The 16,030-nt window shown below is 54.5% G+C and carries 17 protein-coding genes; 11 read left to right on the top strand and 6 right to left on the bottom strand.

What is annotated here, in order from left to right:
• Positions 1 to 126 precede the first annotated feature (126 nt).
• Both IXC47_RS12390 and IXC47_RS12385 read left to right on the top strand, forming a co-directional pair.
• Positions 127 to 648, top strand: a complete 522-nt coding sequence (locus IXC47_RS12390) for an FUSC family protein (RefSeq protein WP_175626234.1) — start codon at positions 127 to 129, stop codon at positions 646 to 648.
• Positions 638 to 1,216 carry a GNAT family N-acetyltransferase gene (locus IXC47_RS12385; protein ID WP_195875814.1) on the top strand — a complete coding sequence of 193 codons (579 nt, stop codon included), beginning with the start codon at positions 638 to 640 and terminating at the stop codon, positions 1,214 to 1,216. Before IXC47_RS12390 ends, IXC47_RS12385 begins: the two co-directional genes overlap by 11 nt.
• Positions 1,217 to 1,288: 72 nt before the next feature.
• Here IXC47_RS12385 and IXC47_RS12380 read toward each other — a convergent pair whose 3' ends face one another.
• Both IXC47_RS12380 and IXC47_RS12375 read right to left on the bottom strand, forming a co-directional pair.
• Positions 1,289 to 1,765 (bottom strand): ecotin, encoded by a 477-nt coding sequence (locus tag IXC47_RS12380; protein WP_195875813.1) that lies wholly within the window; start codon positions 1,763 to 1,765, stop codon positions 1,289 to 1,291.
• 98 nt (positions 1,766 to 1,863) lie between these two features.
• Entirely contained in the window at positions 1,864 to 2,613 is a 750-nt protein-coding gene (locus tag IXC47_RS12375) for an SDR family oxidoreductase (RefSeq protein WP_175626231.1), read from the bottom strand.
• Positions 2,614 to 2,679: 66 nt separating this feature from the next.
• Here IXC47_RS12375 and IXC47_RS12370 point away from each other — a divergent pair, with 66 nt between their 5' ends.
• From IXC47_RS12370 to IXC47_RS12355, 4 genes are read left to right on the top strand one after another with little or no spacing between them, the layout of a single operon-like run.
• Entirely contained in the window at positions 2,680 to 3,177 is a 498-nt protein-coding gene (locus tag IXC47_RS12370) for a DNA-deoxyinosine glycosylase (protein ID WP_195875812.1), read from the top strand.
• Positions 3,178 to 3,203: 26 nt separating this feature from the next.
• Positions 3,204 to 4,034 carry a spermine/spermidine synthase domain-containing protein gene (locus IXC47_RS12365; RefSeq protein ID WP_195875811.1) on the top strand — a complete coding sequence of 277 codons (831 nt, stop codon included), beginning with the start codon at positions 3,204 to 3,206 and terminating at the stop codon, positions 4,032 to 4,034.
• 55 nt (positions 4,035 to 4,089) lie between these two features.
• Positions 4,090 to 5,904, top strand: coding sequence for a GspE/PulE family protein (locus tag IXC47_RS12360; RefSeq protein ID WP_175626228.1), 1,815 nt, complete (start codon positions 4,090 to 4,092; stop codon positions 5,902 to 5,904).
• A gap of 49 nt (positions 5,905 to 5,953) precedes the next feature.
• Entirely contained in the window at positions 5,954 to 6,748 is a 795-nt protein-coding gene (locus IXC47_RS12355) for an alpha/beta hydrolase (RefSeq protein WP_195875810.1), read from the top strand.
• A gap of 112 nt (positions 6,749 to 6,860) precedes the next feature.
• Here IXC47_RS12355 and IXC47_RS12350 read toward each other — a convergent pair whose 3' ends face one another.
• A complete protein-coding gene (locus IXC47_RS12350; RefSeq protein ID WP_175626226.1) occupies positions 6,861 to 7,634 on the bottom strand; it encodes a TerC family protein in 774 nt (257 codons plus the stop codon).
• A gap of 485 nt (positions 7,635 to 8,119) precedes the next feature.
• Positions 8,120 to 9,019: an SDR family oxidoreductase gene (locus IXC47_RS12345; protein WP_195875809.1), complete on the bottom strand. Its 900-nt coding sequence runs from the start codon at positions 9,017 to 9,019 to the stop codon at positions 8,120 to 8,122.
• 12 nt (positions 9,020 to 9,031) lie between these two features.
• On the opposite strand from IXC47_RS12345, the gene IXC47_RS12340 reads away from it, so the two are divergent.
• The 4 genes from IXC47_RS12340 (at position 9,032) to IXC47_RS12325 (ending at position 12,690) form a co-directional block, all read left to right on the top strand.
• Positions 9,032 to 10,060, top strand: a complete 1,029-nt coding sequence (locus tag IXC47_RS12340) for a CDP-6-deoxy-delta-3,4-glucoseen reductase (protein ID WP_195875808.1) — start codon at positions 9,032 to 9,034, stop codon at positions 10,058 to 10,060.
• A 256-nt stretch (positions 10,061 to 10,316) separates the two neighbouring features.
• Complete coding sequence (locus tag IXC47_RS12335) at positions 10,317 to 11,519, top strand: acetylornithine transaminase (RefSeq protein WP_195875807.1); 1,203 nt, start codon at positions 10,317 to 10,319, stop codon at positions 11,517 to 11,519.
• 5 nt (positions 11,520 to 11,524) lie between these two features.
• A complete protein-coding gene (locus IXC47_RS12330) occupies positions 11,525 to 12,055 on the top strand; it encodes a C40 family peptidase (RefSeq protein ID WP_407651122.1) in 531 nt (176 codons plus the stop codon).
• A 20-nt stretch (positions 12,056 to 12,075) separates the two neighbouring features.
• The gene (locus IXC47_RS12325; protein WP_195875806.1) at positions 12,076 to 12,690 is read left to right on the top strand and encodes a DUF459 domain-containing protein; all 615 of its coding nucleotides are present in this window, start codon (positions 12,076 to 12,078) and stop codon (positions 12,688 to 12,690) included.
• A gap of 87 nt (positions 12,691 to 12,777) precedes the next feature.
• On the opposite strand, the gene IXC47_RS12320 is transcribed toward IXC47_RS12325, so the two are convergent.
• Positions 12,778 to 14,766, bottom strand: a complete 1,989-nt coding sequence (locus IXC47_RS12320) for a TonB-dependent siderophore receptor (protein WP_326838401.1) — start codon at positions 14,764 to 14,766, stop codon at positions 12,778 to 12,780.
• Between the two features lie 361 nt (positions 14,767 to 15,127).
• On the opposite strand from IXC47_RS12320, the gene IXC47_RS12315 reads away from it, so the two are divergent.
• Positions 15,128 to 15,376: a DUF3297 family protein gene (locus IXC47_RS12315; protein WP_124574855.1), complete on the top strand. Its 249-nt coding sequence runs from the start codon at positions 15,128 to 15,130 to the stop codon at positions 15,374 to 15,376.
• A gap of 54 nt (positions 15,377 to 15,430) precedes the next feature.
• Here the strand turns inward: IXC47_RS12315 and IXC47_RS12310 are convergent, their stop codons facing one another.
• Positions 15,431 to 15,979, bottom strand: coding sequence for a hypothetical protein (locus tag IXC47_RS12310; protein ID WP_195875805.1), 549 nt, complete (start codon positions 15,977 to 15,979; stop codon positions 15,431 to 15,433).
• Positions 15,980 to 16,030 lie beyond the last annotated feature (51 nt).

Here is a 16,030-nt window from a genome sequence, read left to right as displayed (position 1 = left end):
AAGATGCCTCCGGTGACGTGGAAGCAGGCGGCCAATCAGTTTGCCATTCTGTTCGGCGAACGCTTCACCAACGCATTGCACTAGAATTTTTTAACCGACCTTCACACACAGAATTTCTGACACTACCTGGAATTCAATTTCATCACCCCCAGGAAAAACGCGCTGGTCTACATCATCAAGATCCTCTCCGGATCATTGATCCTGTGGTACGGACTACGCGCGCTAGGCTTGCAAGAGCCTTACTGGGCGATGATTTCCCTCATCATCGTGACCGAACCGGACATGACAGTGGCGAAAGCCAACTTCAAGGCGCGTCTGGTCAATACCATTTCGGGTTGTGTCATCGCCTGCCTGTCGCTGGTGCTATTCGGTACCAGCTTCTTTGCGATGTTGATCGCAATGACACTGGCAGTCATCGTCGCCATGCTGTGGCAAAACTATCCGAGCAACTGGCGACTCGGCCCGGTGACCGTCGTCATCCTGATGTCTGCAGCCTTCTCCGGTGGCGGCATGGATGAAGAACTGCACCTGGCCTTCCTGCGCGTATCCGAAGTGATGGCAGGCAGCATCGTCGCCCTGCTGCAAACCGTCATCTATATGCAGATCCAGAAATGGCAACAACGCGATGCACCATCCGATGAACCCTGAACCCGTCATACCCGAACTACGCGGGCCACGCGTCTTGCTGCGCGCCTGGACCGATGCCGACCTCGTACCGTTCGCAGCGATGAATGCAGATGCCGAGGTCATGCAACATTTCCCGGCTACCCTGACGCGTGCCGAAAGCGACCAGCTTGCCGCACGCGTACGTGCACATTTCGCCAGCTACGGATATGGCGCGTGGGTGGTCGAGATTCCAGGTGTAATGCCTTTCGCTGGCTGCGTCGGCTTGCTCAATGTAGGCTTCGATGCGCATTTCACACCTGCGGTGGAAATCAGCTGGCGTCTGGTGCGTGCAGCCTGGGGAAAGTTCTATGCAAGCGAGGCCGCACAATGCGCACTGCGTTACGGTTTTGAAACGCTGCAATTACCGGAAGTGGTGTCATTCACTGTACCCGCCAACCTGCGTTCGCAGGCGGTGATGCAACGCCTCGGCATGCACAGCAAAGCGGAAGAGAATTTCGCACACCCGAATCTGCCTGCCGGACATCCGCTCAGCGAGCATGTGCTGTATCGCATCTCAGGCGATGCATGGCGTGCATCATCCGGACAATAAAAAGCACGCACGCCTCTTGCGAGTAACGTGCGTGCTTTAGAGTAAGCGACTGGTTTGCGGCTGGCGTAACTATCAGCCCTGCTCGATCTTCTTCACTTCATCACCTGCGCGCCAGATTTTATAGCGCACTTCCACACCTTGCGGCACATACACGACCACAGGCAGGCGGCTGTTGTAACGGATCAGGTAAGGACCGCCGCTGATGCCGATGAAGCGTTTCACCTTGGGTGCATTCGGATCGATCGCCATCATGGTGCCAGCCATAGGCCCCAGCTTGGATACGACATAACGGTTGTAACCCCAGCCTTCGATATTCTTTTCTTCGATCACACCACCAAAGAAGTAGCGATTGCGTTCATCGGTCTCTACTTCCTTGCCGACGATCAGTTCAACCTTGTAAGCGGATTCATCGCTTTGCGCAGGCAGTTGCAGCACATGACGGGTCATGCCCTTTTCTGCCGGAGGAAAGGCTTTCATATTGTCTGCTGCATGCACCAGCGGCATCGCCAGCATCAATGCAAAGAATGAGGATATCCATGTCGTTTTCATTTTTTCTCCTGGTTAAGAAGTTTAAAGGTCTGAGGAGGAAGGCCACATGAAACTACGATACAAGCATGCCATGTATTTCAGCGGGGAGCAAAATGACACTAACGCCCGCCAGCCACATCAAGAAAGCTACCCGTCGTATAGGACGCGTGCTCCGACAACAGCCAGATCGCAGCCTGTGCCACTTCCCTTGCTTCGCCACCGCGTTGCATGGGCACGTTGGCTTTGACGCGATCCACGCGTCCTGGTTCACCGCCGCTGGCATGTATCTCGGTGTAAATGACGCCAGGTCGTACTGCATTGACGCGTATGCCTTCGGTTGCCACTTCTTTCGCCAGACCTATCGTCAAGGTATCCACCGCGCCTTTGGAAGCAGCATAGTCGACATACTCACCGGGTCCACCTGCACGCGCAGCCACCGATGAAATATTCACGATGGCACCGCCGGCGCCGCCATATTTGGTCGACATGCGCTTGACCGCCTCCCGTGCGCATACGAAAGCACCGACGATATTAGTGTTGAAGATGCGCTGCATGCGCGCAACATCCATTTGATCCACGCGCATCTGCGTTTCCAGGATGCCGGCATTGTTGACCAGCGCGGTCAGGGTTCCCAATTCTTTATCCACGGTTGCGAACAAACGCAGGATATCGGCTTCCACCGCCATATCCGCCGCGACTGCAATCGCAGTACCACCAGCTTCGCGGATAGCAGCCACGACTGCATCGGCTGCAGCCTTGTTCTTCACATAGCTGAGACAGACCGCGTAACCGTCAGCCGCACCCAGGGTCGCGATCTCCGCCCCTATGCCGCGACTGCCACCGGTCACGATCATTACTTTCTTGCTCATACCGCGTCTCCTGATAGTTGCTTAGTCCATGTCGTAACATGACATGACCTGCATTAAAATACCAGCATGCCCGCTCCGCGCCTACCCTCACTTCTGACCGGCTTCCCACCGGTTATCGACCAGCATACCGAAATCCTGATTCTCGGCAGTTTTCCGGGTACAGCGTCGCTGGATGCGCAGCAGTACTATGCACACCCGCGCAACCAGTTCTGGAAGTTGATAGGGTGCCTGATTAACGAAGACTTGCCCGCCTTGCCATATGCGGAACGCCTGCTCAGACTAAAAGCGCATCGCATAGGCGTGTGGGATGTCATTGCAGCCTGCGCACGCGAAGGCAGCCTGGACAGCGCCATCCGCCACGCGCGGCATAATGACTTCGCGCTGCTGAAGCAGGAATGCCCACAGCTGCGTCGCGTTTGCTTCAATGGCAAGACCTCGGGCAAGCAGGAAGCCGTATTTGCCGAGGCTGGCTTTGACACGCTGGTGCTACCCTCTTCGTCTCCTGCCTATGCCTTGATGACATTTGAGCAGAAGTTGACGCTCTGGCGCGGTATCATGCGCTAAGTAAAAAATCCCCACTAAAGAAATACATGCTGATTAAACGTAAATCCATAGAAGCCGACGCCAACCTGAAAAGCGGCCCGGGCAAGAAAGCACCTGTTGCGACCAAAGCCAAACCCGTGCGCAAAGTCAAATTCGCGCCGGTCACGCTGTCCGAGCAATTCGGCATCCGCTATCTGCACTTCGGTACCGAATGGGTACAAGGCGCAATGCGTATCAGCAAACCCGACTGGATAGAACTGGAATACGCGCAGCAAATGATGGCGTGGATGCTGTTCAACGACAAGCCGCAACACATCGTGCAACTGGGACTCGGCACGGGTGCCCTGACCAAATTCAGCTACAAGCATTTTCCGCAAGCCCGCGTCACCGCAGTTGACCTGAATCCATCTGTCATCGCCATCTGTGCTTCGATGTTCAAGCTGCCACCTGACGACGAACGCCTGAGCGTGATCGAGATGGATGCGCTGGAATACGTCAACGATCCAGCCAACCTCGGTCGCATCGATGCGCTGCAAGTCGACCTGTACGACGCCACTGCACGCGGCCCGGTGCTGGATACGCCGGAGTTTTACCAGGCCTGCGCCAACTGCCTGACGCCAGACGGTATCATGACGGTCAATCTGTTTGGTGACCATCCAAGCTATGCGCGCAACCTCAGCGCCATGCACTTTGCGTTCGACACCATCATCTCGTTGCCGGAAGTGCATGAAGGCAACGTCATCGCGATCGCTTTCAACCGCAAACCCGAACTGGACATCGCCGCACTCTATGAGCGTGCCGCCCAGATCACCGCTGCCACCAAGCTACCGGCCAAATCGTGGGTAAATGGCATCAAGGCGTGGCAGGCACAGCAATAATTGACTTGCCCTGTGTTAACATCAATTCCACTGTTCCATCTTACGGGTCACGGTCATGCCAACTGCTGCATCTACTGCCACCACCAAGGCCACCGCTCAGGCTAGTCCCAGGAAACTGGATTTACAGCAGATTTTTACCTGGCTGCTGGCCGATGGCATCGTCACCAAGGAAGGCGTTAAAGTCTTCTACAACCAGGCGCAGGGCATCTTCAAGAATGCATCGATCGCGATGCATCCACTGGTCGCCGTCGCGCAGTGCAAAATCCTCTCGGCCAATGAACCACACCGCCCGGTCACACTGGACTGGCTGACCGAATGGCTGGCAGGCAAGGTCAAACTGCCGTTCTTCCGCATTGATCCGCTCAAGATAGATTTCACCCGCGTGGCGGATGTGATGTCGGCATCGTATGCGAGCCGTTTCCACATCCTGCCGGTCGAGCTCACACCAAGTGAACTGGTGGTCGCCACCGCAGAACCATTCAATACTGAATGGGAAGCAGAGATCGCCAAGATCACACGCCGCAACGTCAAACTGGTCATCGCCAATCCGCTCGACATCGCGCAATACACGACGCAATTCTTCGCGCTCGCCAAATCGATCAAGGGTGCTAAGAAACTGAATGGCCAGGACGTCGCACTGCGCAACAACTTCGAGCAACTGGTTGAACTCGGCAATCACAAGCAAGTCGATGCGAATGACCAGCACATCATCAACATCGTTGACTGGTTGTGGCAATACGCATTCGAACAACGCGCATCCGACATCCATCTCGAACCCAAGCGCGACCTGTGCGCGATCCGCTTCCGTATCGACGGCGTACTGCATCAGGTCTACCAGGTGCCGCCTACCGTCATGATCGCAATGACGGCGCGCATCAAGTTGCTGGGCCGCATGGACGTGATCGAAAAACGTCGCCCACAAGATGGTCGTATCAAGACACGTACCAATGACGGCCAGGAAATCGAGCTGCGTTTATCCACCATGCCAACCGCCTTTGGCGAAAAGCTGGTGATGCGTATCTTCGATCCGGATGTGGTCGTCAAATCGCTGCCGGAACTGGGCTTCCCGCCCGATGATGCACAGCGCTGGGACAAGCTGACCACGCGGCCGCACGGCATTATCCTGGTCACCGGCCCGACCGGCTCCGGCAAAACCACCACGCTCTACACCACGCTCAAGGCGCTGGCGACCAGCGAAGTGAATGTCTGTACCGTTGAAGACCCTATCGAGATGGTCGAAGGTTCGTTCAATCAAATGCAAGTGCAGCACGGCATAGACCTGTCCTTTGCCGATGGCGTACGTTCGCTCATGCGACAAGATCCCGACATCATCATGATCGGCGAAATCCGTGATCTGGAAACTGCAGAAATGGCAATCCAGGCGGCACTCACCGGCCATCTGGTGCTCTCCACCCTGCACACCAATGACGCGCCGTCTGCCGTCATGCGTCTGCTGGAACTGGGCGTGCCTTACTACCTGCTGGAATCGACGCTGATAGGCATCATGGCGCAACGCCTGACGCGCACCCTGTGCAGCCACTGCAAATCACCTGATGGCGAAATGCTGGATGACATCTGGCACAGCCTGAGCGAGGGTTCCGACCTGCCCAAGCCAACTGTCATCTATCGCCCGGTCGGCTGCCCGGAATGTCGCCAGACCGGTTATCGCGGTCGTACCGGCATATACGAATTGCTGACTGTCACGCAAACTTTCTCCAAGATGATCACGGCAGAAACCGACATCCACGCCTTGAAACATCAAAGCATCGCTGATGGCATGAAACCTTTACGCCTGGCTGGTGCCTTAAAAATCATCGAAGGCACAACCACGGCCGAAGAAGTATTGAAAGTCACCGCCGCACTGACCTGAAGCAACGCACATACATCCCGGCCTTTCATCATTTCCACCAGGAGCACACATGAAGCATTTGATGAAACTCAGCCTGGGCCTGGCCCTCGCGTGCAGCCTGCAACTCGCGCAAGCGCAAAGCGCACCCAAAGTAGTCGACCTCACCAGCAGACCCGGCGTCATCCAGCGCATGCTGGTACTGACACCGGCGCAAGTACCCAAAGCCGCCGTCATCCTGCTGGCGGGCGGACATGGTGGTTTGCAAATCAGTCCGGATGGCAAGATCAACTGGGGCAAGGATAACTTCCTGGTGCGGACGCGCCAGCTCTTCGTTGATCAGGGCTTCCTGGTCGTGCTCACAGACGCGCCGTCGGATCGCCTGTCACCACCCTTTCTGCGCGACTTCCGTGAAACCCCTGAGCATGTGATCGACATCAAGGCGGCGATTGCCTGGGTACGCAGCCAGACCAAAACGCCGGTATGGCTGGTCGGCACCAGCCGCGGCACCCAATCAGCCGCCTATATCGCGACCCAACTGACTCCGCCGGACGGACCGGATGGCATTGCACTCAGCTCCAGCATCCTGGTCGATAGCGAAGGTGCGTCGGTGCTCTCCATGCCTTTGGAAAAACTACAGATACCGGTACTCATCGTGCACCACGAACAGGATGGCTGCCGCCTCTGCCCCTTCACACTCATACCCAAGCTGATGAACAAACTGACGGATGCACCACGCAAACAATTGCTCAGCTTTACCGGCGGTGAAAACATAGGCAATGCCTGCAACGCAGCAGCACATCATGGATACAACGGATTGGATAATGAAGTGGTCGGCAAGATGTCAGACTGGATGCTGAACAAGTAAGCGACATCTCCATAAACGCCACCCATAAAAAAAGGAACCCATAAGGGTTCCTTTTTCATTTCAGCCATCTGATCAGTGATGCAGCACCTGGGTGCCGCATCACTTTACATCATTAAGCTGTGATGCCGTGTGGCTGTACCGACTCCGGTGCATCACATGCAGCCATGTGATGGTTGCGACGCATACGGATGTTGAACAGTTCAACGATCAGCGAGAATGCCATTGCGCCGTAGATGTAACCTTTCGGGATATGGATCTCGAAGCTCTCAGCCACCAGCACTGCACCGACGATGACCAGGAAGCAGAGTGCCAGCATCTTGATGCTTGGGTACTCATTGACGAATTCGCCAATTGCTTTAGCCGAGAACATCATCACACCGACTGCGATCACGATAGCAACGATCATGATTTCAACCTGGCTGACCATACCCACTGCGGTAATGACCGAATCCAGCGAGAACACGATGTCGATCACAGCGATCTGCGCCAGGGTCATGGCGAAGCTGGCTTTTTTCACGGTAGCTTGCGCTTCCTCTTCTTCGTGACCGCTCATCAGTTCCTTGATCTCGGACGAAGCCTTGTACAAGAGGAACAAGCCACCGAAGAACAGGATCAGGTCACGTCCGGAGAAGCCTTGACCGAATGCGGTAAAGATAGGCTCGACCAGTCCCATCATCCACGACAGGCTCAGCAGCAAGAGGATACGTGTACCCATCGCCAGACCCAGACCGATGATGCGGCCCTTTTGTTGTTGATGCTTAGGCAGTCGGTCTACCAGGACCGAAATGAAAATGATGTTATCGACGCCAAGCACGATTTCCAGCATCGCCAGCGTTGCCAGTGCAATCCATGCCTCAGGCGTCGTAAATACTTGTAAGAATTCCATATTAGTCTCAGATAGTTGGTTAGTGACGAACGATGTATCAGCCTCTGGGGGTGTCGAGCGCAGATCTCGTTACGGCAATTTTTTATCGTTAAAGCCAATCCCTTAGCTGGTAATCGGCGCCGGTGCTTCTACATCGGCCATCTCCCTTAAATCCCTTGTTGATCGCTGCATTTAGCAGATGGGCAGACTTTAACGGAATCCTAACATTCTTGGAAATCGAATTTCGCATGATTTATATACGAAAAAACCGAACAATTAAATTATTAGGCAGATAAAAACTGAACTTAAACAGTGATTTTTGACAATAAGACTGCGCTGAAATGGTGATTTTTTAGAGGGAAGCGCTAAAAATAGCGATGGAAGCACCCGATTTGGGCATTTTGAAACTCGTGAAAATTCACGATGAAAGTCATGCACCGAAAAAGACATAAAAAATGGCGTAAAACGCCACTTTTTTATTAACACTATCTTCACAAACCTTATTCCTAAGCGGTTTTCCCCTTCAGCCTGGCCAGTGCATCACCCACCTTCGCGTAACGCAGCCTGAAGCCCAGCTCTCCCTTGATGCGCTCATTCGATAAACGGCGTGACTCGGACATAAAAGACAGCATCATGGGTGACACCTGCTTCTCCAGCTCGGCACGTGGCAGCCGGGGCGGCCGCGGCAAATCCAGCGCATCAGCCACTGCATCGAAGTAATCCCCCATCCTGAGGTCGGTATCGTCCACCGCGTGATAGACGCGGCCAGACTGCCCGCGGAATATGGCCAGCGCAATCATCCTGGCCAGGTCCTCTGCGTGGATATGGTTGGTATACACATCCTCGGCCTCAAGCAAGGCAGGCAAACCCTTCTGCAAACGCTCGACCGGCAGCCTGTCATCCGCGTAGATGCCCGGCACCCGGAGAATGCTCAGCCGCGCATGGGCACGCTTAGCCCAGCGCCGCAACACCTGCTCCGCATCCACCCTGCGCCGTGCCCGCAGGTTGTGCGGGCGCACCGGCCGTGTCTCATCTATCCACTCGCCCCCGCAATCGCCATACACGCCGGTGGTGCTGACATAAACCAGAGTCGCGTGGTCGGGTAAAATGGCGGTCAGATTGCGCGTGCGCTTATCCAGCTTGCCGTCCGATGGCGGCGGTGCCAGATGGATAATGGTCGACGCCAGTCTTGCCAAACGGGCCAGCGTATCCGGCTCGTCCAGGCTGGCAATAATCGGAATCGCGCCAGCGGCACGCAACTCTTCCTGTCTGGATACCTGCGTAGTGACGGCAAAAATGCGGAAGCGGTCGCGCAACAGCGGCAGTAAACGCATGCCAACATCACCACATCCGAATATCAGCAGGCGTGGTTTGCCAAAATGTTTGTTTGCAGATTTTATTTTCATGATTGAGATTGTATGACGTTCCAAGTAACTGTTAAGCCTAGTGGTCGCCAATTTAGCTGCGATGCAGATGAAACCATATTGAATGCAGCAATCCGCGCCAATGTCGGCCTGCCTTACGGCTGCAAGAACGGCGCTTGCAGCAGTTGCAAAGGAATGGTCCTGTCCGGCTCGGTCACGCACGGCCCGCATCAGGCACGTGCCTTGTCGGCGGCGGATGAAGAAATCGGCTTCTCATTATTTTGCTGCGCCCGTCCAAATAGCGATGTCGTAATCGAAGCGCGCGAAGTCTTGGGCGTCGGTGAATTCCCTATCAAGAAACTGCCGGTGCGTGTCGCCAAGGTAGAGAAGCTGGGCGACGACGTCATGCTGATCGCCTTGCAATTGCCTGCCAGCGAACGCCTGCAATACCGTGCCGGTCAGTACATCGAATTCCTGCTGAAAGACGGCAAGCGCCGCAGCTACAGCCTCGGCAATGCGCCGCACCTGGGCGAACACCTGACGCTGCACATCCGCCACATGCCGGGCGGCTTGTTTACCGATCATGTCTTCACCACACTGAAGGAACGCGACATCCTGCGCTTCGAAGGCCCGCAAGGAACTTTCTTCCTGCGTGAAGATTCGAAAAAGCCTATGGTGCTGCTGGCGTCCGGTACCGGCTTTGCGCCTATCAAGGCCATCGTCGAGCAGGCGCTGCATGACAAGAGCGAACGCCCGATGACGCTGTACTGGGGTGGTCGCCGTCCCAAGGATTTGTACATGCACGCGCTGTGTGAAGAATGGGCACGCGAGATACCGCACTTCAACTACGTGCCTGTCATCTCGCATGCAACTGACGATGACCAGTGGCAGGGTCGTACCGGCTTCGTGCACAAGGCGGTGATGGAAGATTTGCCGGACCTGTCGAATTACCAGGTCTATGCCTGTGGCGCGCCGCTGATGGTAGAAGCGGCACAAAGTGAATTCAGCGCCAGCTGCAAATTGCCGGAAGATGAGTTCTACGCCGACGCTTTCACCTCGGAAGCCGATCTGGCGCAGGGTTAAGCGCCCGGCTTGCCTGTTTAACCACGTCGAAGAGCGCGGCAAAAAACGTTTTGACGCACTGCGCAAAACGTCTTAATATTCTTCACATGAATATGACCGCCAAACTCTTGCGACGCCGTAACCAGCTGCCCCAGCCTTGGATGCCGTGCGTGTAAGCGTAAGCCGATCACTCAGCCACAGGCAAATCCTGTGGCTTTTTTTTTAGTTGTTCCGTACCAGACATTTTTTCAATTATTTGCGCTCAGGAGTAGCCGAAATGGAATTCAGCCAGTACCCCGTCAATTCTCTGCTCTACATCACCAACCGTCCTGAACTGGTGTTCACCGAAGGCGACGGCATGTGGCTGACGGACCATAAAGGCAAACGCTATCTCGACTACCTGCAAGGCTGGGCGGTCAACTGCCTCGGCCACTCGCCGGCATGCATACAGGAAGCGCTGACGGCACAAGCGAAAAAACTCATCAACCCGTCGCCTGCCTTCTACAATGAACCATCGATCGCGTTGGCAGCATTGCTGACTGAAAACTCGTGCTTCGATCGCGTCTTCTTCGCCAATAGCGGCGCGGAAGCGAATGAAGGTGCAGTCAAACTGGCGCGCAAATGGGGCAAGCTGAACAAAAACGCAGCCGGTGAAAACCGCTACGAAATCATCACCTTCGACCACAGCTTCCACGGCCGTACCCTGGCCACTATGTCGGCCAGTGGCAAAGCGGGTTGGGACACCATCTATGCACCGCAAGTACCGGGCTTCTTCAAAGCCACGCTGAACGACCTCGACAGCGTCAAGAAGCTCATCACCGACAAAACCATCGCTGTGATGCTGGAACCGGTACAGGGCGAAGGCGGCGTCATCCCGGCCACACGCGAATTCATGCAAGGCCTGCGCGCGCTGACCAAGGAACACGGTGTCTTGCTGATCGTCGATGAAGTACAAACCGGCATGGGCCGCACCGGCGAACTGTTTGGCTATCAACTGTCCGGCATCACACCGGACATCATGACGCTGGGCAAAGGCATAGGCGGTGGTGTACCGCTGGCAGCCATGCTGTGCCGCGAAGAAATCGCCTGCTTCGAACCAGGTGACCAGGGTGGTACCTACAACGGTAACCCGTTGATGACAGCTGTGGGCACTGCAGTAGCGCAAGCATTGCTGGCACCAGGCTTCCTGCAATCAGTCAAAGACAAAGGCGCTTACCTCAGCGCAGCCTTGCTCAAACTCACAGAGAAGCATGACCTGGCCGGCGAACGCGGCGATGGTTTGTTGCGCGCACTGAAACTGGGTTCGGACATCGGTCCGCAAATCGTGGAAAAAGCACGCGACCTGGAACCAGTCGGCTTGCTGCTGAACTCGCCACGCCCTGACCTGTTGCGCTTCATGCCTGCACTGAACGTCACGTATGAAGAACTGGACCAGATGATAGAGATGTTGTCTGGCGTACTGAGCGAACTCAAACGCTAAGCGTGATGATGCTAAGCGGCATACGCCTCACGATCTCCGGCATACGCGGGCTAATACTCGCGCTGCTGGCAGCATCGCTGCTCGCTGCCTGTGGCACATCCACACCTGTCAAACGTCCAACCGCGCGCGCCATCCTGTACGAACCGCAACCCGTCAGCGAAAAAGGCAATGAAATCGCGCTCTACGCGATGGGCATGATAGATACCGGTTACCAGTTCGGCGGCAAGAACCCGGAAGCTGGCCTCGACTGCAGCGGTATGGTCTCTTACATCTACCGCGAAGCACTCGGCATGAAAGTCACCGGCAGCGCCGCTGACATCGCGCGCCGCGGCAAGGAAATCGATCCGCGCACCCTGCGTCCCGGTGACCTGGTCTTCTTCAACACATTGAACCGTCCGTTTTCCCATGTAGGCGTCTACATCGGCGATGGTCGTTTCATCCACGCGCCATCCAGCAGAGGCAAAGTGCGCATAGAACGCATGGACAACGTCTACTTCGCGCCCCGCTTTGAAATGGCGCGCACCTACTTCGACTAAATCTTCTTCGACCACCCAACGTGAGCGACTACAACCCAAAAGCCAGCACCGATCATCGCATCTGCTTTGTCGGTGACTCCTTCGTACAAGGCACCAGCGACCAGCTCTGCCTGGGTTGGGCTGGTCGCCTGATACAAAGCGCAGTAGCACGTCGTATCAACATCACCCACTACAACCTCGGCATACGCCGCGACACCAGCCGCGACATCGCCGCACGCTGGGAAGCTGAATGCGCAGCACGCCTGCCCGCTGATTGCGAGCAACTGCTCGTGTTCTCTTTTGGCGTCAACGACACATCGATCTATGAAGGCAGCCTGCGCGTACCGGAACAGGAAAGTCTGGCCAACTGCCAGTCCATCCTGAGCACAGCTACTGCACGCTACAAGACCTTGATGATAGGGCCACCACCTATGCCCGATGCGTCGCACAACCGTCGCGTCGCGCAACTGGATCAGCAGTTCGCCGACATCGCTGCCGGTTTAAACGTGCCTTATCTGTCGGTGTTTGAAGTGCTGCGTAAAGATGAGCATTGGCTGAAGGAAGCGATAGCGAATGATTTTGCGCATCCGCGTCAGCAGGGGTATGAGCGTTTGGCTGGACTGGTGCAGGACTGGTCGGAGTGGTGGTTTAAGTAAGACGATTATTGGCGACTCATTTGTATGATTGCCATATGCAAAAAAGGGGCGAGATAACTCGCCCCTTTTTATGTCTGCCAGCGCGACTTAGAAGTCGAAAACAGTCCTCAACATGACAGTGCGTGGATTACCAACCGGTACAAATCGGTCACCCGATGCACCTGCAAAGTATTCCTTATCGAAGATGTTTTTGACATTCAGCTGCACACGATATCCCTTACCCTGGTAGGACACGTTCGCATCAGCGACCGTATACGACGGGACAATGTAATTCCCTGCTGACGGAGTTTTATCGCCGACGTAACGCACACCAAAGCCAGCGGCCCAGCCTTCCAGGTCACCTTGGAAACGATAGTTAGCCAGGAAATTAGCTGTCTTTTTTGGAACGTTAGAAAGTCGTTGACCTATGGTAGCGACTTGCAAAGCTTCTGAAATATACGCATCCATGATGGACAATGCGCCCGAGAGTTGCCAGCCATTTTTTAAGTCAGCCGCAATCTCCGCCTCATAACCTTTGGTTCTTTGTTCACCAATAGCAATCGAGTAGTCTGTATGCAGCGGATCTGTCTGCGCCAGATTGCGACGCTTCAAATCATAGTAAGCCAGGCTGGCGCTAAGACGCTGATCGTCTGACATGAACTTCACACCCAGTTCAGACTGCTTGCCCTCTTCAGGGTCAATCGGATTGCCTGGAAAGGTTAGCTGCGTTTGTGGCAGGAAAGACGTTGCATAACTGAGGTAAGGCGCGATGTTGGGCGTCACTTTGTAGACCAAACCTACATGTCCGGTATTCGCACTTTTATCCAGATTTGCCGTCGATGAATTGATCGGATAGGTGTTATCCAATCGCGCTTTATCGTGACGCAACGAGAGACTTGCACTGAGCTTGTCGTTGAACTCAATGTAATCGCGAAGATACAAGCCTGTTTGCGCTAAAGTAGTGTCTACGAGTGCAGTATTGTTCTGGAAATTACAATTCGTGACCGGGCGTCCATAGACCGGGTTATAGATATTTTGCGAGGCGATCGAACAACGCCGCGTATCGCGATATAACCAGTCGTACATAGTGTCCAGACCGACCATGACAGAATGCTTCGCACCTCCCCATACAAAGGTTTTGCCTACATTCGTGTCCAGTCCATCGGAACGTCCCTGGAAATTTTGGCTCAGTACATTGCGAGCAAAAGTACCGGCAGCATTCACTGCGCTATTGATATTGGCAAGCTGACCCGACATACTCATCTCGAGATGACGATAGGTCTGATTCAGCGTCCAGCCATTGTCGAAGCGATGCGTTAAAACATATCCGATAGATTTTTGTTCAGCATCGTACGGCGCAATCGTGTAGTCCCCTGCGTAGTAGCTATAGGGCACAAGCATTCTGCCACCAACCAAAGACGTCGCATTCAACGGCAGGCCTTGCTGACGTACGTAGTTGCGTTGGTTGATGGCGGTGAGGATGGTGAAGTCTGTTCTTGCGCCGAAATCCAGCGAGATAGAAGGCGCGATATAGCGACTCTTATACCAGACGCCATCGGTAGGATCGTCTGAATTCATCGCCATACCGTTGATACGGATAGCTGCTTTTCCATTCTCGGAATTCAGTGGACGATTAAAGTCAAAAGTACCCTGTACATAGCCATAGCTACCGACGGTAAAGCCAACCTGATTGAATGCATCTGCACGCGGACGTTTGCTCACCACATTGACTGTGCCACCCGGTGTGACCTGACCAAAGTAAATAGAAGCCGGGCCTTTGACGACCTCGAGTCGCTCAGCCCCGTAAATTTCCTGTGCAATCCAGTTGGCCTGACCTATGCGCAACCCGTCGAGATACATCGTGTCTGACGCAGTCTGACCGCGAATACTGAAGTCATCCCAACCACGGCGACCGAGGATAGACGAAGTCACGCCAGCGACCGTTTCTATGGCCTCATCTATGGTGGTGGCCTGGCGCGCATCCAGCAATTCACGGGTGACTACCGAGATGGACTGCGGAGTTTCAAACAGTGGTTTGTCTGACTTCGTTGTTGTTACACGTTGCGTGGAAAAACCATCTAGCGTAGCGCCGACCACCTGGATTTCAGGAAGTACGCTGTGCTCAGCCCCGTTTGCCTGAGCATATACAGAAGATGAAGGTGCAGCGATAACGAGGGTGAAAAGTGCAAACCGAACTGCATGGACTGACGAACGCAAAGAAAAACTATTCAGACACATACCAAACCCGACACATAATTAATAATGATTCTCATTATCGTTTATATGCAAAAGGAAAGACAGATATTTCCGATCGCTGTTGTCGATTTGCTGCGACTATGTCGCGGAAAACAAAGGGGAATGACAAGTTGATCTGCGCTTAGCGAATATCCAGACCTATTGTCTGGCCATGCCTATCAAAAACTTGTTTTGCGCATTGCAGTAGTTGATAATTGTCGCCATGAACGATACTACACAACGCCCAGCCCTCCCGGATCAACTCTCGGTCGATCCTCGTAGCCCACACCACGTCGCTGCGATTTTTGAACACGATATCGGCATCAAATTTAACGACAAAGAGCGTTTTGATGTGAATGAATACTGCATCAGCGAAGGATGGATTAAGGTCCCTGCCGGCAAGTCGCTGGATCGCAAAGGCAATCCTTTGCTGATTAAAGTAAAAGGCAAGGTAGAGGCTTTTTACAAGTAAGGTTCAGTCCACTTTAGGCCGAAAGCGGAGTGTCTGCTCTCGGCTAATCAAACTTCAGGTATCTGTCTGTTCCAGACGTGGCGGTACTGTTTTTGTCCCTTCTATCAGCCCATAGACTGCGGCATTCAATGCCGTCTCGGCACCTATCGCGCCACTGCACTCTGCAACGATAAAAGCAGCTGCCAATGTCGCAGCTTGTGCTGCCTGCTCCAGCGACAGATTGCTTTCTCGCGCGATATTCAGCGCGTCGTCTTGCGTCAGCACGATGGATTCTGCAAAAGACAGATGAGGCGCGTCGCCACGCAAGGACTGATCACCGCCTAGTTTGTCCTTATCCAGCGCTATCCCCCTGCTGCTCAACGCACTGGACAGGAGTCCTAGCAATTCAGGGCCTTTGTCATTAGCCTCCGCCGACAAGACGATAGCGCCCGGCTCCAGCTTGGCCAGGTCAAAGTTAAATGAGCGCAAAAGCAGGCTACCGGATAAACGGGCGGCAACTGCGATAACGGTCTCAGGATGTATCGCGCGGTTTTTCCCCAGGCGCGTGGCCAGCAGGTCGACTATCTGTCCTGCTACGTTGTTCTGTTCATTTGATATGTTCAAGCATGCTCCTGATTCTGCTGCCCCTGGCGAGGAGCGATTGCGTATAGGCGA

The sequence above is a fragment of the Herminiimonas contaminans genome (genome assembly GCF_015645465.1).
Taxonomy (GTDB): Bacteria; Pseudomonadota; Gammaproteobacteria; order Burkholderiales; family Burkholderiaceae_D; genus Oxalicibacterium; species Oxalicibacterium contaminans.
The sequence above is the reverse complement of the archived record's forward strand: the minus strand, read 5'-3'. Positions and strand labels throughout refer to the sequence as shown.

What these genes read in the sequence shown, in the direction of transcription:
- IXC47_RS12355 (WP_195875810.1), top strand. Translation starts at nt 5,954, where the DNA reads ATGAAGCATTTGATGAAACTCAGCCTGGGCCTGGCCCTCGCGTGCAGC.
- IXC47_RS12385 (WP_195875814.1), top strand. Translation starts at nt 638, where the DNA reads ATGAACCCTGAACCCGTCATACCCGAACTACGCGGGCCACGCGTCTTG.
- IXC47_RS12365 (WP_195875811.1), top strand. Translation starts at nt 3,204, where the DNA reads ATGCTGATTAAACGTAAATCCATAGAAGCCGACGCCAACCTGAAAAGC.
- IXC47_RS12380 (WP_195875813.1), bottom strand. Translation starts at nt 1,765, where the DNA reads ATGAAAACGACATGGATATCCTCATTCTTTGCATTGATGCTGGCGATG.
- IXC47_RS12340 (WP_195875808.1), top strand. Translation starts at nt 9,032, where the DNA reads ATGACGTTCCAAGTAACTGTTAAGCCTAGTGGTCGCCAATTTAGCTGC.
- IXC47_RS12375 (WP_175626231.1), bottom strand. Translation starts at nt 2,613, where the DNA reads ATGAGCAAGAAAGTAATGATCGTGACCGGTGGCAGTCGCGGCATAGGG.
- IXC47_RS12345 (WP_195875809.1), bottom strand. Translation starts at nt 9,019, where the DNA reads ATGAAAATAAAATCTGCAAACAAACATTTTGGCAAACCACGCCTGCTG.
- IXC47_RS12335 (WP_195875807.1), top strand. Translation starts at nt 10,317, where the DNA reads ATGGAATTCAGCCAGTACCCCGTCAATTCTCTGCTCTACATCACCAAC.
- IXC47_RS12330 (WP_407651122.1), top strand. Translation starts at nt 11,525, where the DNA reads ATGATGCTAAGCGGCATACGCCTCACGATCTCCGGCATACGCGGGCTA.
- IXC47_RS12360 (WP_175626228.1), top strand. Translation starts at nt 4,090, where the DNA reads ATGCCAACTGCTGCATCTACTGCCACCACCAAGGCCACCGCTCAGGCT.
- IXC47_RS12315 (WP_124574855.1), top strand. Translation starts at nt 15,128, where the DNA reads ATGAACGATACTACACAACGCCCAGCCCTCCCGGATCAACTCTCGGTC.
- IXC47_RS12350 (WP_175626226.1), bottom strand. Translation starts at nt 7,634, where the DNA reads ATGGAATTCTTACAAGTATTTACGACGCCTGAGGCATGGATTGCACTG.
- IXC47_RS12370 (WP_195875812.1), top strand. Translation starts at nt 2,680, where the DNA reads ATGCCCGCTCCGCGCCTACCCTCACTTCTGACCGGCTTCCCACCGGTT.